Source organism: Mycolicibacterium iranicum (genome assembly GCF_014190915.1).
Classification (GTDB): domain Bacteria; phylum Actinomycetota; class Actinomycetes; order Mycobacteriales; family Mycobacteriaceae; genus Mycobacterium; species Mycobacterium iranicum_B.
The window spans coordinates 272,734-288,328 of record NZ_JACHVU010000001.1 but is presented as its reverse complement, the minus strand read 5'-3'; the positions used below and the strand labels follow the sequence as shown (position 1 = coordinate 288,328).

Annotated in this window: 15 protein-coding genes; 8 read left to right on the top strand and 7 right to left on the bottom strand. The window is 68.8% G+C overall.

Annotated elements, in window-relative coordinates; translation table 11 throughout:
- Window positions 1–39 precede the first annotated feature (39 nt).
- From FHR72_RS01295 to FHR72_RS01280, 4 genes are all read right to left on the bottom strand, one after another.
- Window positions 40–1,281, bottom strand: a complete 1,242-nt coding sequence (locus FHR72_RS01295) for an alpha/beta hydrolase (protein ID WP_183466093.1) — start codon at window positions 1,279–1,281, stop codon at window positions 40–42.
- Window positions 1,274–2,914 (bottom strand): acyl-CoA ligase FadD12, encoded by a 1,641-nt coding sequence (gene fadD12, locus FHR72_RS01290; RefSeq protein ID WP_183466092.1) that lies wholly within the window; start codon window positions 2,912–2,914, stop codon window positions 1,274–1,276. The genes FHR72_RS01295 and fadD12 overlap by 8 nt, the downstream gene beginning before the upstream one ends.
- A gap of 3 nt (window positions 2,915–2,917) precedes the next feature.
- Window positions 2,918–3,661 (bottom strand): 1-acyl-sn-glycerol-3-phosphate acyltransferase, encoded by a 744-nt coding sequence (locus FHR72_RS01285; RefSeq protein ID WP_260155760.1) that lies wholly within the window; start codon window positions 3,659–3,661, stop codon window positions 2,918–2,920.
- Window positions 3,662–3,907: 246 nt separating this feature from the next.
- Entirely contained in the window at window positions 3,908–4,606 is a 699-nt protein-coding gene (locus FHR72_RS01280; protein WP_183466562.1) for an SDR family oxidoreductase, read from the bottom strand.
- Between the two features lie 227 nt (window positions 4,607–4,833).
- Here FHR72_RS01280 and FHR72_RS01275 point away from each other — a divergent pair, with 227 nt between their 5' ends.
- The 5 genes from FHR72_RS01275 (at window position 4,834) to FHR72_RS01255 (ending at window position 9,559) form a co-directional block, all read left to right on the top strand.
- Window positions 4,834–5,676, top strand: coding sequence for an arylamine N-acetyltransferase family protein (locus tag FHR72_RS01275; protein WP_183466090.1), 843 nt, complete (start codon window positions 4,834–4,836; stop codon window positions 5,674–5,676).
- A gap of 56 nt (window positions 5,677–5,732) precedes the next feature.
- Window positions 5,733–6,692: a helix-turn-helix domain-containing protein gene (locus tag FHR72_RS01270; RefSeq protein ID WP_183466089.1), complete on the top strand. Its 960-nt coding sequence runs from the start codon at window positions 5,733–5,735 to the stop codon at window positions 6,690–6,692.
- Window positions 6,693–7,217: a dihydrofolate reductase family protein gene (locus FHR72_RS01265; protein ID WP_183466088.1), complete on the top strand. Its 525-nt coding sequence runs from the start codon at window positions 6,693–6,695 to the stop codon at window positions 7,215–7,217.
- A 27-nt stretch (window positions 7,218–7,244) separates the two neighbouring features.
- Complete coding sequence (locus FHR72_RS01260) at window positions 7,245–9,080, top strand: acyl-CoA dehydrogenase (protein WP_183466087.1); 1,836 nt, start codon at window positions 7,245–7,247, stop codon at window positions 9,078–9,080.
- 80 nt (window positions 9,081–9,160) lie between these two features.
- Window positions 9,161–9,559, top strand: coding sequence for a YybH family protein (locus tag FHR72_RS01255; protein WP_183466086.1), 399 nt, complete (start codon window positions 9,161–9,163; stop codon window positions 9,557–9,559).
- A 92-nt stretch (window positions 9,560–9,651) separates the two neighbouring features.
- Here the strand turns inward: FHR72_RS01255 and FHR72_RS01250 are convergent, their stop codons facing one another.
- Together FHR72_RS01250 and FHR72_RS01245 are read right to left on the bottom strand one after the other, a co-directional pair.
- Complete coding sequence (locus FHR72_RS01250) at window positions 9,652–11,124, bottom strand: aldehyde dehydrogenase (protein ID WP_183466085.1); 1,473 nt, start codon at window positions 11,122–11,124, stop codon at window positions 9,652–9,654.
- Window positions 11,125–11,178: 54 nt separating this feature from the next.
- Window positions 11,179–11,946: a class I SAM-dependent methyltransferase gene (locus tag FHR72_RS01245; RefSeq protein ID WP_183466084.1), complete on the bottom strand. Its 768-nt coding sequence runs from the start codon at window positions 11,944–11,946 to the stop codon at window positions 11,179–11,181.
- 37 nt (window positions 11,947–11,983) lie between these two features.
- Here FHR72_RS01245 and FHR72_RS01240 point away from each other — a divergent pair, with 37 nt between their 5' ends.
- Window positions 11,984–13,150, top strand: coding sequence for a glycosyltransferase family 4 protein (locus FHR72_RS01240; RefSeq protein ID WP_183466083.1), 1,167 nt, complete (start codon window positions 11,984–11,986; stop codon window positions 13,148–13,150).
- Between the two features lie 3 nt (window positions 13,151–13,153).
- Here FHR72_RS01240 and FHR72_RS01235 read toward each other — a convergent pair whose 3' ends face one another.
- Window positions 13,154–14,374: a cytochrome P450 gene (locus FHR72_RS01235; RefSeq protein ID WP_183466082.1), complete on the bottom strand. Its 1,221-nt coding sequence runs from the start codon at window positions 14,372–14,374 to the stop codon at window positions 13,154–13,156.
- A gap of 134 nt (window positions 14,375–14,508) precedes the next feature.
- On the opposite strand from FHR72_RS01235, the gene FHR72_RS01230 reads away from it, so the two are divergent.
- Both FHR72_RS01230 and FHR72_RS01225 read left to right on the top strand, forming a co-directional pair.
- The gene (locus FHR72_RS01230; protein ID WP_311736014.1) at window positions 14,509–14,733 is read left to right on the top strand and encodes a hypothetical protein; all 225 of its coding nucleotides are present in this window, start codon (window positions 14,509–14,511) and stop codon (window positions 14,731–14,733) included.
- On the top strand, window positions 14,730–15,587 hold the full coding sequence (locus FHR72_RS01225; protein ID WP_183466081.1) for an oxygenase MpaB family protein: 858 nt from the start codon (window positions 14,730–14,732) through the stop codon (window positions 15,585–15,587). Before FHR72_RS01230 ends, FHR72_RS01225 begins: the two co-directional genes overlap by 4 nt.
- The last annotated feature ends 8 nt before the right edge of the window (window positions 15,588–15,595 follow it).

The following is a 15,595-nucleotide window of genomic DNA, read 5'->3' as shown; positions in this document are numbered from 1 at the left end:
CGGCTCGCCGACGTGGCCAATTACTCGGCTCGTCGGACCCTAAGCCGCCGCCTTCTTCCGCGTCGCCATCACCCACGACAGGAACTCCTCCACGGCCTGGGCGGTGTAGTGCGCCCGCGGCGATCCGTAGTAGAAGTCGAAAGCGTGTTGGGCATGCGGGATCTCGGCATACACCACCGGTGAGGTCGACACCTCCTTCAGGGCGGCGGCGAACTCCCGTCCTTCGGCCACGGGGATGATCGAGTCGTCCTGTCCGTGCAGGATGAAAAACGGCGGTGCGTCGGCCCGCAGCCGGTAACTCGGCGAGGCGTCGACATAGGTCTGCCGGTTCTGCGAGATCGGCTTCTTCACAACGAACTTCTGCAGGAAGCCGATGAACTCCTTGCGACCGTTGCCTTTCGCCGAGACCCAGTCGTAGCGGCCGTAGATCGGGACCGCGGCGACCACCGACGTGTCGGCGTCCTCGAACCCGGGCTGGAACTGTGGGTCGTCGGGGGTCAGCGCGACCAGCGAGGAGAGGTGTCCGCCGGCCGACCCGCCGGAGATGGCCACGAAATCGGGATCGCCGCCGTACTCGGCGATGTTCTCCTTGATCCACGCCAGCGCCCGCTTGACGTCCACGATGTGGTCGGGCCACGTGTGGCGCGGGCTGACCCGGTAGTCGATCGACACGCAGATCCAGCCGTGGTCGGCGAGGTGGCTGAGCAGCGGATAGGCCTGCGGGCGACGCATGCCGATGGCCCACGCTCCACCCGGAACCTGCAGCAGCACAGGGGCTTTACCGTCCTTGGGCAGGTCGGCGCGGCGCCAGATGTCGGCGCGGTTGACCCGGCCGTTCGGCCCGTACTGGATGGTGCTGGCCTTCTCGACATACCGGCGGCGGATCACGTCGTTGGGGAAGACGCCGATGAGGCGCCGCCGCGTCGACTTCGCCTTCTCGGCGATCTGCTGGTAGTTCTCGCCGAGGGCCTCACGCAGCGGTTCCTCGAAATTCGGTTGCGATGCCACGTTGCGGCGGTGGATCACATACAACACACCCCAGGCGATCGCGGTGAGCACCAGCGCGATTCGACCACGCGTCCCCCGGAAGTCACCGCGGATGCCGCGCCGGATCGCGTCGAGCATCGACCCGGCCATGTACAGCGGCGACATCTCCGAGGTGGGCCACCCGAACGCGAACACGGGGATGGTCGGGTAACCCTCCCGGGCGAGCGGACGCAGGCCGTTGGCGGCATTGAGGAGCTCCGCGACAGCGCGCAGCACCGGACGGGGCTTACGCATTCCCGAGCCGGTTCTTCAGATCCCTCCGCGAAATCTTGCCGGTGATACTGCGCGGCAGCTCGTCGAGCACCGTGATCTCCCTGGGCACTTTGTAGTTCGCGAGGTTGTCGCGGACATGTTGTTTGAGTGTGTCGGGGGTAGCCGCGGCGCCGGGGTTCAAAACCACGAAAGCCTCGAGCCGTTGCCCGTACTTCTCGTCGTCGACGCCGAGCACGGTGGCCTCGGCGACGTCGTCATGGGCGGTCAACGTCTTCTCCACCTCGATCGGGTAGATGTTCTCGCCCCCGGACACGATCATCTCGTCGTCGCGGCCCACCACGAAGAGTCGCCCCTCCTCGTCGAGGTAGCCGACATCGCCGGAGGACATGAAGCCCTCGTGGAAATCCTTCGTCTTTCCCGAGGTGTAGCCGTCGAACTGCGTCGAATTGCGCACGTAGATGCCACCGGTCACCCCGGTCGGCACCTCCTCGAAATCAGCATCCAGGATCCGGATCTCGGTGCCCTCGGCGGGCCTGCCGGCGGTGTCGGGGGCGGCCCGCAGGTCCCGGGGGGTTGCGGTCGCGATCATCCCGGCCTCGGTGGCGTTGTAGTTGTTGTAGATCACGTCGCCGAACCGGTCCATGAACGTGATGACCACATCGGGACGCATCCGCGACCCCGACGCCGCGGCGAAGCGCAGCGACCGGCAGCTGTATCTGTCCAGCACCTCGTCGGGCAGGTCCATGATCCGGTCGAACATCACCGGCACCACGCACAGTCCGGTCGCACGGAACTTGTCGATCAGCTCCAGCGTCGCCTCGGGATCGAACTTGCGCCGCGTGATGATGGTGCACGACATCGACGCCGCGAACGCCAATTGGGAGAACCCCCAGGCGTGGAACATCGGGGCGACGACGACCACGGGTTGCTCGGCCCGCCACGGGGTGCGGTCCAGGATCGCCTTGAGGACGCTGGGGTCCCCGCCGGAGTGCTTGGCGCCCTTGGGAGTCCCGGTCGTGCCGGAGGTCAACAGGATCACCCGGCTCTTCTCGACCGAACGCAACGGCTCCTGCCCGCCGTATTCGCGGATGAGCCCCTCGACCGTCAGCTGGTCCGTGCCGGTGTCGGTCTCGGTCCACGCGACGATGCGGGTGGTGTCCGGCCGTCCGGCCACCGCGCGATCCACCGTCTCGGTGAACTCCTCGTCGTAGACCACCGCGAGCGACTTGCCCTCACCCTCGCGCTCGAGCACCTCGGCCAGAGCGGGTCCGGCGAACGACGTGTTGAGCAACAGGACGTCGGCGCCGATGCGGTTGGCCGCGATCAGTGCGTCGACGAAGCCGCGGTGGTTGCGGGCCATCAGGCCGATGACCTCGGGCCGGCCGTCGGGCAGCGACTGCAGCGCGGCCGCGAAGGCGTCCGCCCGCCGGTCGATCTGGCGCCAGGTCAGGATCCCGATCTCGTCGACGAGGCCGGCGCGGTCCGGGCAGCGCTGGGCCGCGGCGGCGAAACCCGAGGTGATCGCCATGTTCTCGCGCTGCATGGCGCCGGCGATCCGTAGGTACTTGTCCGGGCGCATCGGGGCGATGACCCCCGCGCGCACCATCGTCGAGAGCAGCCCCAGGGTGCCCGTGACGGGGTCGAGCAGTCCCATCGCTCAGCCCAGCACCGGCAGCTTGCGCTCGCGGGCCAGTTCGTCGAGGGCACGCTGCATCACCAGGCGGACGTGCGCGTCCACCTCGTCGATGTCGGGGTTCTCTCCGAACTCCTTCACGATGTCGATCGGCGGCAGCGCCTTCATCGTGATCTTGGCGGGCAGCGGCACGTTCAGCGGCAGGACGACGGACAGTCCGAACGGGAACCCGAACGAGACGGGCACGATCTTGGCGCGGAACATCCGCGCGATCGGGCCGAGGGCCTTCGCGACGTCGGTGCCGCGGGTCAGGAACAGCTGGCTCTCCTGGCCGCCGATGCCCACGGTCGGCACGATCGGGACACCGGCGTTCAGTGCGGCCTTCACGTAGCCCGTGCGGCCGCCGAAGTCGATCTTGTTCGCCGAGAAGCTGGGACGGTAGACGTCGTAGTCGCCGCCGGGGAACACGACGACGACGCCGCCGGACCGCAGCGCCTCGTCGGCGTTCTTGTGGTTGGCGGGGATGAAGCCGGTCTTCTTGAAGAACGCGCCCGACGGCCCGACCATCAGCATGTCGTGGCTGAGCGTGTAGACCGGACGGTCGAACCCGAACTTGTCGTAGAAGCCGCTGGCGAAGACGGGGACGTCCATCGGGAACAGGCCGCCGGAGTGGTTGGAGACGACGAGCGCCCCTCCGTGGGGGAAGTCCTCCAGGCCGCGGACCTCGGCGCGGTGCCAGCCCTTGAGGAAGGGTTTCAGGAACCCCATCACCCGCTCGGTCAGCACCGGATCCCACTTGGTGACTTCGGACGGTTCGATGTCGGTCTCACTCACGGCGGCCCCCTCGACGGCTACGTGTCAGACTGGACGTGCGTCCGACTGGAACGTGTTCTAGTTTTGCCACTCTACCCGCTGCTCACGGGCATCGACAACGCTGAGCCCAGCAGGTCGCTGACCAGCGTCGCCTAGGGCGAAGGATCCAGTACCGACTTCGTCGTCGTCAAGGGCGGCGGCTCAGGACGTGCTTCCCGCCAGGCCCGCCTTCACGGTGCGGGTGAGCTCGTCGCCGAGGATCTCGGGCTTGCCGGCGAACAGCCCGTCGAGGGCGAGCCTGGCCACCACGGCGGGGTCGGTCTTTTGGTCGGCGGGGATGTAGCTGACCATGTCGGTGTCCATGTAGCCGACGTGCAGTGCGGCGACGTGGATGCCCTTGGGGGCGAGCTCCTGGCGTACGGCGTCGGTCATCGCCCAACCCGCCGCCTTGGCTGCCGCATAGGCCCCGCTGCTCGCCGGATGTGCCCACGACAGCACCGAGAGCACGTTGAGGATGGCGCCGCCACCGCCGGTGTCGGCGATGGTGCGCTCGATGACCGGCGCGAAGGCGCGGGTGACCGACAGGGTGCCGAAGTAGTGCGTCTCCATCTCGAGCCGGATGTCGTCCATCGCGCCGTCGAGCAACCCGGCGCGCGTCGAGACCCCCGCGTTGTTGATGACGACGTTGACGTCGCCGGCCACTTCGGCGGCATGGCGTACCGATTCCGGATCGGTGATGTCGAGCTGGACAGGGATGACGCCGGGCAGGTCGATGGTTTCGGGCCGGCGGGCCGCGGCATAGACCGTGGCGCCGCGGGCGAGCAACTCTTCGGCGAAACGCCGGCCGAGACCGCGGTTCGCGCCGGTGACCAGAGCGGTGATGTGTTCGATGTGTGTCATGCCCCCGTCAACGTCGTCGCGGTGCCCGCGCAGTCCCGCATCGGCGACGAATTCCGGCCAGCAGGTAGACAAGCTACGGAAAATGCGACCAAGGGTGCCCTGTCCGCTGTAGGTTCTGAGGCACTATGGCGGAACCCGGTCGGGGGATTCCGCCATAGTGCTGTTTCGGGCGGGTCCTGTTCGGGGCGGGTTGACCTGAACCGCCGTTGAGGTCGCACCATGACGGCATGGCCAGCCTGCCCGACGCGTACTTTCACCGGATCGGTCTCTCCCACCGCGCCGAGGCCACCCTCGCCGCGCTGCAGGAGATCGTCGCCGCGCACAACCGCAGCATCCCGTTCGAGAACCTGGACCCCCTCACCGGGGTGCCCGTCGTCGACCTGTCGGCAGAAGCCCTGGCGGACAAGCTCGTCGGCCGCCGCCGCGGCGGCTACTGCTACGAGCACAACGGCCTGCTCGGCTACGTGCTCGACGAGCTGGGTTTCGAGGTGCAGCGGCTCGCTGGGCGGGTCGTGTGGATGCAGGACGGCGGTGCGGCCGGGCCGGGGGCGCTGCCCGCGCAGACCCATCAGGTGCTGTCGGTGACGCTGCCCGGTGGGGACGGCCCCTTTCTGGTGGACGTCGGGTTCGGGGGTCAGACGCTCACGTCGCCGATCCGGTTGCACGCCGGACCCGTTCAGCAGACCCGCCACGAGCCGTACCGGTTGCTCGATCACCCCGAGGGGTTCGAGCTGCAGGCCCAGATCCGCGGCGCCTGGCAGCCCCTGTATCTGCTGGATCCCACCCCGCGCCCGCGGATCGACCTCGAGGTCGGCAGCTGGTACGTGTCCACCTATCCGAAATCCGGATTCGTGACCGGGCTGACCGCGGCGCTGGTCACCGACGACGCCCGCTGGAACCTGCGGGGACGCCATCTCGCCGTGCACCGCGCCGACGGTTCGGAGAAATTCCGATTCGACACCGCCGGAGAAGTGCTCGACGTCCTCGAACGACGCTTCGGCATCGACGTCGCCGGTCTCGGCGATCGCAGCGGGCTCGAGGCACACGTCGAGCGGGTCCTCGACAGCTGAACCGCAGCAGGAAAAGTCATGTTCCCGGCTGCGGGGGCCGACCATACTCGGACACCGTGACCGAACGATCCTCCGACGACACCGTCTCGGCGCAGGCACTCAGCGGCCGGGACCGGCTGCGTGAACTGCTGGACGCGGTCACCGACGCCGACAACAGCGGCGTGGGGGAGATGGCGCGCAGCAGTTACACCTCCGAGTTCCATTTCTCCCGGGAGGTCCGCCGTCTCACCGGCGAACCGCCCGCGGCGTTGCGGCGCCGGGTCATGCTGGAGCGCGCCGCATGGCGGCTGCAGCGCGGAGAGGCCGTGTCGACGGTGGCCGAGGACGAAGGCTGGTCGTCGGCCGAGGTGTTCTCGCGCGCCTTCCGCCGCACCTACGGGGTGCCGCCGTCGCAGGCCGCCGACGTCGCGTTCCGGCTGCCCGCCCCCAACGGCCTGCACTTCCACCCGCCGCAGTCGCTGTGGCTGGACAGCGACCGCGCGGTGCCGACCGACGGCGGACCCGACATCACGGCGCTGATGGTCGCCCACGACGTCGACGACACCGCGCATCTGCTCGGCCGCGCCGCACAGCTGACCCGTGAGCAGTGGGTGGCCGAGATCGCGCCCGGGCAGACCGTGCTGGAGTGGGACGGACCCGAGCCCAGCGTCGGCGCGGTGCTCGGCGCGATCGTCTGGAACAAGGAGGTCTGGCTGGCCACCATCGCCGGCGACGACTTCCCCCCGCGCACGTCCACCCAGGCCGAGTTCGTCGACGCCCACGCGCTGGCCGCCCACCACGACGACATCGCCAAGCGTTGGGGCGCAATGGTTTCGGAGTACACCGCGGCCGGGCGTCTCGGCGACACCGTGATCGACGCACTGTGCGACCCGCCGGAGTCCTTTCAGCTCTTCGGCATCGTCGCCCACGTCCTGACGTACTCCGCCCACCGCCGCGAACTCGTCCGGGCCATGCTCGCCCGTCACGGGGTGACGAGCCGTCGCGGTGATCCGCTGGAATGGATGAGAGGAATCTAGATGGCCACCGTGTACTACACCGCCTCCAGCCTGGACGGCTACATCGTCGACGAGCACGGCAGCCTGGACTGGCTGACGTCGCGCGCCATCGACGGCGACGGGCCGTTCGGGATCGAGCCGTTCATGGAGACCGTCGGTGCGCTCGTCATGGGCGCCGACACCTACGAATGGATCCTGAAGAACCATCCCGGGGACTGGATGTACTCGCAGCCGTCCTGGGTGATGACGCACCGACCGGACATCATCGCCGCAGCTCACGATGTCACCACGTTCAGCGGCGACGCCGCCGAACTGCACCCCGCGCTGGTGGAGGCCGCCGGGGACAAGGACGTCTGGGTCGTCGGCGGGGGCGACGTCGCGGCGCAGTTCGTCGCGGCCGGCCTCATCGACGAGATGATCGTGGCGTATGCGCCGTGCACGCTCGGAGCGGGCTCGCGGGTGCTGCCGATGCGATCAGAGTGGGCACTGGTCTCCTCGGCGGTCAACGGCGACTTCGTCTGCGCGCACTGGCGTTGCGCCCGATAGCCGCCCCCGCCGTCGTACCCTGGCAGCATGGGTCACTACCGCAGCAACACCCGCGATCTGGAGTTCAACCTGTTCGAGGTGCTCGCGCTGGAAAAGGTGCTTGCCACAGGCGAATTCGGTGAACTCGACACGGCGTCGGTGCGCGAGATGCTGCACGAGGCCGCGAAGGTCGCCGAGGGGCCGCTCGCGGAGGCGTTCGCCGAGACCGATCGCAGGCCGCCGACATTCGACCCGGCAACCCATGTGGTGAGCATCCCCGCCCTGTTCAAGAAGTCGTTCCGGGCGTGGCATGACGGCGAATGGTTCCGTGTCGGCATGGCCGAGGACATCGGCGGGGTGCCCGCACCGTCGATGCTGGAGTGGGCGATCAACGAACTGGTGCTCGGCGCACAGCCGGCGGTGTTCATGTACTCGGCCGGGCCCAAGATGGCCGACATCGTCAACGCTATCGGCAATGAGCAGCAACGACATTGGGCCTCGCTGATGATCGAGCGCAACTGGGGCGCGACGATGGTGCTGACCGAACCCGACGCCGGCTCGGACGTGGGCGCGGGCCGCACCAAGGCCGTGCAGCAGCCCGACGGCACCTGGCATCTGGACGGGGTCAAACGGTTCATCACCAACGGCGACACCGACGACCTGTTCGAGAACATCGTCCACATGGTGTTGGCCCGCCCCGAGGGTGCGGCGGCGGGGACCAAGGGGCTGTCGCTGTTCATCGTGCCGAAGTTCCATTTCGACCCGCAGACCGGTGAACCCGGGGAGCGCAACGGCGTGTTCGTCACGGGCCTCGAGCACAAGATGGGTCTGAAGGCCTCGGCGACGTGCGAGCTGACGTTCGGTGAGCACGGGGTACCCGCGGTGGGCTGGTTGGTCGACGACGCCCACAACGGCATCGCCCAGATGTTCAAGGTGATCGAGTATGCGCGGATGATGGTGGGCACCAAGGCGATCGCGACGCTGTCGACGGGCTACCTCAATGCGCTGGACTACGCCAAGACCCGGGTGCAGGGTGCGGATATGACGCAGATGGCCGACAAGGCGGCCCCGCGCGTCACGATCATCCATCACCCGGACGTGCGCCGTGCGCTGCTGACGCAGAAGGCCTACGCCGAGGGGCTGCGGGCGCTGTACCTGTACACCGCAGCCCACCAGGATGTCGCGGCCGCCGAGATCGTGTCGGGCGCCGACGCCGCGATGGCCGGACGGGTCAACGATCTGCTGCTGCCGATCGTCAAGGGCGTCGGGTCCGAGCGGGCGTATCAGTGTCTGACGGAATCGCTGCAGACGCTGGGTGGTTCGGGCTTCCTGCAGGACTATCCGATCGAGCAGTACATCCGGGATGCCAAGATCGACTCGCTCTACGAGGGCACCACGGCCATCCAGGCGCAGGACTTCTTCTTCCGCAAGATCGCCAGGGACCAGGGCGGTGCGCTGCTACACGTCGTGACGCACATGCGGCGATTCCTCGACGACCCGGCCGCGCGCCCGGAGCTCGCCGCCGAGCGGGCGCTGCTGGCCACCGCCGTCGGGGACGTCCAGGAGATGGTGGCGGCGATGACGAAGTACCTCGTGGATTCACAGCAGAACCCGCGGGAGCTCTATCGGCTCGGTCTGGAGTCGGTGCCGTTCCTGCTGGCTGTCGGCGATCTGGTGCTCGGCTGGATGCTGCTGGCGCAGTCCGAGATCGCCCTCAACGCGCTGGACTCCGATGTCAGCCCCCGCGACCGTGACTTCTACACGGGCAAGGTCGCGACGGGAAAGTTCTTCGCCAGGAACGTGCTGCCGCGGTTGAGTGCCCAGCGGGCGGTGCTGCAGGCCGTCGACCTCACGGCGATGGACCTGTCGGAAGCGGGCTTCTGAGGCACTGTTTCTGGGGCACTGCCCCGCGCCGCGAGGTGGCAGGGCGATGAGTATTCGAACGGGCGGGGGTCTGTACGGGCATGACTGACGACGAAACCCAGATCCGGACCACGGTGGCGCGGTGGGTCGAGGCCATTCAGTCCTGCGACCAGGACGGCGTCGTCGCCGCCCACACCGACGACATCGTGATGTTCGATGTCCCGCCGCCCTACAACGGGATACGCGGCCTCGCCGACTATCGCGACTGCTGGCCGGCGTTCTTCGAATTCATCTCCGGCGGAGCGCTTTTCGAGGTGGTCGAGCTCGACGTCACCGCCGGGGCCGACGTCGCCTTCGTGCGCGCGCTGCTGCGCTGCGGCAGGCCCGAGGAGTTCGAGAAGAATCCGGACAACCGGCTCCGTGTGACGATGGGGCTGCGCAAGGTGGACGGCACGTGGCTGATCGCCCACGAACACCACTCGTTCCCGCTCACCGACTGACCGCTCACCGACAGAAGGCGAGCAGACGCACACCCGCACGCGTCACGGCGTGTCGGTGCGAGTGTGCGTCTGCTCGGTGGATGGGGTGGTGCTCAGGCGGGGGTGTAGCCGAACGGCAGCAGGATGCTCTTCTGCTCGCAGTAGGCCTCGATGCCCTCCCAGCCGTTCTCCCGGCCGATGCCCGAGTTCTTGTAACCGCCGAACGGAGCACACGGATCGAACGCGTACATGTTCACCGCGTAGGTTCCGGTGCGGATGCGCCGCGCGATCTTGAGCGCCCGGTCGTTGTCGGTGGTGTACACCGAACCCGCCAGCCCGTAGACCGAGTCGTTGGCGATGCGCACCGCGTCGTCCTCGTCCTCGTAGGGGATCACCGACAGGACGGGTCCGAAGATCTCCTCCTGCGCGATGGTCATCGAGTTGTCGACGTCGGCGAAGACGGTCGGCTCGACGAACCACCCGCTGTCGAGCCCTTCGGGGCGGCCGCCGCCGGTGACGACGCGCGCGCCCTCCTCGACACCCTTCTTGATGTAGCCCTCCACGCGGTCGCGCTGTTTCTCGCTGATCAGCGGGCCGATCATCGCGGCGGGATTGTCCGGCAATCCGGGCGCCATCCCGGCCGCGGCCGCCGACAACTTCTCGACGACCTCGTCGTAGCGCGAGCGCGGCGCCAGGATGCGGGTCTGGCCGACGCACGCCTGACCCGAGTTCATCAGGCCGGAGAACACCAGCATCGGCAGCGTCGAGTCCAGGTCGGCGTCGTCGAGGATGATCGCGGCGGACTTGCCGCCGAGCTCCAGCGTGCACGGCTTCAGCTTGTCGGCGGCGATCTTGGCGATCTCCTTGCCGACACCCGACGATCCGGTGAACGTGTACTTGTCCAGGTTGGGGTTGGCCGTGAGCGCGCGGCCGGTCTCGGGTCCGCCCGGCACGATCGAGAGCACGCCCTCGGGCAACCCGGCCTCGGCGAACATCTCGGCCATCGCGAACACCGACAGGGGGGTCTCGGCGGCCGGCTTGAGCACGACCGTGCAGCCGGCCAGCAGTGCCGGGCCGAGCTTGTTTGCGGCCAGGAAGAACGGCACGTTCCATGCGGTGACGGCGCCGACCACGCCGACCGGCTCACGGACGACGAGGGTCTGGCCGTACACGCCGTCGCGGATGTCCTGCCAGGTGAACTTGTCGGCGGCACCCGCGTAGAACTGGAACGACGACATCGCGGCGCCGTACTGCATCATGTCGACGATCGTCGGCGGCTGCCCCGTCTCGGCGGCCAGTAGGAACTTCAGCTCGTCGGCGCGCTCCTCCATGATCTTCACGGCGCGGCCCAGCACCTCGGCGCGTTCGGCGGGCGACAGCTGCGGCCACGGGCCGTTGTCGAAGGCCTCGCGGGCGGCCGCGCACGCGGCGTCGACGTCAGCGGCCGATGCCTGCGGCACCTTGCCCACCAGCTCGCCGGTGGCGGGGGAGTGCACCTCGATCACGTCCGAGGTGGCCGGCTCGACCCACTTACCGCCGATGAACAGCTTGTCCCACTCAGTCCTGAACGCGGTGCTCTGTGTCATAGACGTCACAGTACCGATCGAGGCGCAAAACGAGAACCTGTTGCAGTCTGCCGATCAGCGCGGTCGCAACACGAGCACCAGATTGCTCACCGCGAACTCCCGCAGCCCGGGCACCTTCGTCACTGCCCACGCCCATCGGGGGTGGTAGCGGGGAAATGCGGCGACCAACGCGCCGGTGCTCGCCGCCCAGCGCAGCCCGTCGCGGGCCGACACCGCGAACAACGACGAGCCGTAGTCGTTCTTGGGCCGGTGGCCGTGTTTGCGGGTATAGCGCTGCGCCGCGCGGTGACCGCCGAGGTAGTGCGTCATGCCCATCTCGTGGCCCCCGAACGGGCCCAGCCACACCGTGTACGACAGCACGACCAGCCCGCCGGGCCGGGTCACCCGCAGCATCTCCGCGCCGAGCCGCCACGGCTCGGGGACATGCTCGGCGACGTTCGACGACAGGCACACGTCCACGCTCGCGTCGGCGAACGGCAGCGCCGTCCCCGAGGCCCGGACGAACGTGCCGACCCTGGAATGGGTCCGCGGCGCGGCGGCGTGCATCTCGCGGGGATCGGGTTCGACGCCGATGTAGCGCACGCCGGCGTCGACGAACGCCGAGGCGAAGTAGCCGGGGCCGCCGCCGACGTCCAGCAGCCGCACCCCGCGCAGAGCCCCGCCGGTGCCGGCACGCCACAGATCGTCGACCATCGCGACGGTGTCGGCGGCCAGCGGGCCGTAGAAGCGGTCCGGATCGCTCTGCTCGAACCGGAACGACGACAGCAGCCGCAGCGATCGCGACAGCGTCGCCCGCCGGGCCAGCAGATCGGTAGCGAGCACGCGGCCACCCTACGCAGGCCGGTTAGGCTGGCACGCGATGTCCGATCGCCGCTCACCCGTCCGCTCCGTGCTGCTGCTGTGCTGGCGCGACACGGGCCATCCCCAGGGTGGCGGCAGCGAGACCTACCTGCAGCGCATCGGGGCCGAGCTCGCCGGGTCCGGCACCAGGGTCACCTTGCGCACCGCGCACTACCCGGGGGCGCCGCGCCGCGAGGTCGTCGACGGCGTGGAGATCCAGCGCCGCGGCGGCCGCTACTCGGTGTACGTCCGGGCCGGGCTGGCGATGGTCGCGGCGCGGGCCGGTCTCGGCCCCCTGCGCCGCGTGCGGCCCGACGTGGTGGTGGACACGCAGAACGGGCTGCCGTTCCTGTCCCGCCTCGCCTACGGCCGGCGGGTCGTGGTGCTCGTGCACCACTGCCACCGGGAGCAGTGGCCGGTCGCGGGACCCGTGATGAGCCGGATCGGCTGGTTCGTGGAATCCACGCTGTCGCCGCGTCTGCACCGGCGCAACCAGTACGTCACGGTGTCGTTGCCGTCGGCGCGCGACCTGACCGTGCTGGGGGTACGCCCCGAGCACGTCGCGGTGGTCCGCAACGGAGTCGATGCGGCCCCGCAGCAGACCCTCGACATCCCTCGCTCGGCGACGCCGAGGGTGGTCGTGCTGTCGAGGCTGGTGCCGCACAAGCAGATCGAGGACGCGCTCGACGTGATCGCCGAGCTGCGTACCCGGATCCCGGGTCTGCACCTCGACGTCCTGGGTGACGGCTGGTGGTCGCAACCGCTGGTCGACCATGCGGCACGGCGCGGGATCTCCGACGCGGTCACGTTCCACGGCCACGTCGACGACGTCACCAAACACGAGGTGCTGCAGCGTAGTTGGGTGCACATCCTGCCCTCGCGCAAGGAGGGGTGGGGGCTCGCGGTCGTCGAGGCGGCCCAGCACGGAGTGCCGACCATCGGCTACCGGGCCTCGGGGGGCCTCGCCGACTCGATCGTCGACGGAGTCACCGGTGTGCTGGTCGACGGCTACCCCGAATTGGTGCGCGAACTGGAGCGGCTGCTGACCGACGACGTGGCCCGGGAACAGCTGGGGGCCAAGGCCGCGGTGCGCAGCGGGGAGTTCTCGTGGAAGCAGAGCGCCGACGCGATGCGTGCGGTGCTGGAGTCGGTGCGCGCAGGAGACCGGACCAGCGGCGTTCTCTGACGCTCAGGCGGCGACCGCGGCGGGTACGAGCCGCACCGGCATGGAGTGAATCCCGTTCATCAGCACCGACCGGACCCGCTCGACCGGCCCGGCGAGCTCGATGGCGCTTGTGCGCGTGATGATCTCACGGAAGATCGCGGTCGCCTCGGCCCGAGCCAGGCTGGCGCCCAGACAGAAGTGCGTGCCGCCGCCACCGAACGCCAGGTGGTGGTTCGGGGTGCGGCCCACGTCGAAGCGGTCGGCCTCGGCGAAATGGTCCTCGTCGCGGTTGGCCGACGGATAGAACATCGCCACCCGTTCCCCGCGTCGCACGGGGATGTCGCGGATCCGGGTGTCGCGGGTCGCCGTGCGCGTGAAGACCGTCACGGGGCTGGTCCAGCGCAGCATCTCCTCGATGGCGGTGGGCATCAGCGACGGGTCCGCCGCCAGCCTGGCCCACTGCTCGGGATGCTCGATGAGCGCGAGAGTGCCTGCGGCGACGAGATTTCGGGTGGTGTCCCCGCCCGCGTTGAGCAACAGCATGAAGAACAGGTCGAACTCCAGGTCGGTGAGCCGCTGACCGTCCACCTCGGCGTGCAGCAGCGCGGTGGCGATGTCGTCACCGGGGTTCGCACGTTTCCTGGCCGCCAGCTCGTTCGCGTATCCGAAGAGATCGGTCTGCGCCCGGACGAGCTCCGGATCGTGCAGCGGGCGGGTGTTCATGATCTCGGTGAGCGCGTACAGCGCGCGGCCGTCGGCCAGCGGTATGCCGAGCAGCTCGGCGATGACGTAGGACGGGAGCGCGCCGGCGACGTCGCCGACGAACTCGCATTCACCTCGCTCCAGTGCCTCGTCGAGGATGTCGCGCGCCATGTCCTCGGTGCGATGGTTGAGGCGGGCGACGTGCCGCGGGGTGAACCCGCGGCTCACCAGCGATCGCAGTTGTGTGTGGCGGGGAGGGTCCATCGTCAGCATCATCAACTCGAGCTGGTAGGCGTCCTCGGGCTCCGGGACGTCGACGAAGACGCCCTGGGCCTGCGACGACCACGTGTCGCTGTCGCGGGACACGGCGTAGATGTCCTCGTGGCGCGTCAGCGCCCAGAAGCCCGCGGTGTCGCCGTGCGGATGCCAGGCCACCGGCGCCCGGTGCCGCAGCTCGCGGAACGCGTCGTAGGGCATGGCCGCGAGATAGGTGTCGGCGTCGGTCAGATCGACACCGCCGATCTCGATCGCGTTCCCGGGCATGCGACACCTCCGCTGTGGCCACCGTTGCGTCGGACACTAGTCCGGGCGCGCGGCCCGGACTCCGGAAACGGCGAACCTGGACATCCGGATCTTTCCTGCAGACACACGGCTGAACCACCATTAACATAATTGGTGTGCTCAGCGACCTGCGCCGCCTTCTGGATTACGAGATGACCCTCGCCGAATGGATCGGCACCGCGCTGTTGCTCGGTGCGCCCTACGGCGCGCTCGGCGTCGTCTACGCCGTGTTCAGACCGGACTACGCGGAGCAGTTCGACGGTGCCAGGAGGCTGCTCGCCCTGCTCGGTTCGGTGCTGTTCTGGCCGGTGCTGCTTCTCGCCGAGATGTGTCCGCCATGAGCCATACGAGGATTCACGTCCGCCGCCGTACGGCGCGGTGGAGCGACGAGCCGGTCACCGTCGCCGAGGCGATGGACTTCTGGTCGTTCGCCGCGGGAGCGGCCAATGCGATCATGCAGTTGTCGCGGCCGGGGGTCGGATACGGCGTCGTGGAGAGCAAGGTCGATTCGGGCAATCTGCTCAAGCACCCGTGGAAGCGCGCCCGCACGACGTTCCAATACCTGGCCGTCGCGATCCTGGGCGCCGACGAGGACCGGGCGGCGTTCCGCGAGGCGGTCAACGGGGCGCACCGGCACGTGAAGTCCGGTCCGTCGAGTCCGGTGCAGTACAACGCCTTCGACCGCGATCTGCAGATGTGGGTGGCGGCGTGCCTGTTCGTCGGGCTCGAGGACACCTATCAGCTGCTCCGCGGACAGATGACCCCCGGGCAGGCCGAGCAGTTCTACCGGTCGGCGTTCACGCTGGGGACGACGTTGCAGGTCACCGAGGACCAGTGGCCACCGACCCGGGGGGAGTTCGACCGCTACTGGGACAGCGCGTGCGGCCAGGTGCAGATGGACGACGTGGTGCGCGCCTACCTGACCGACCTGGTCGATCTCCGGATGATCAATCCCGTTCTCGCGCTGCCCTTTCGGCCCCTGCTGAAGTTCCTGACCGCGGGCTTCCTCGCCCCGGTGTTCCGCGATGCGCTGGGCCTGGGCTGGGGTGACGGTCGCCAGCGCCTGTTCGAGCAACTCTTCCTGTTCGTGGCGTTCGTCAACAGGTTCCTGCCTGGTGTCATTCGGCAGGGCGGCAGCCATGTGCTGCTCGCCGACGTCCGACGCCGTGTCCGCCGGCATCGCCGGCTCGTCTGAGGAGCTTC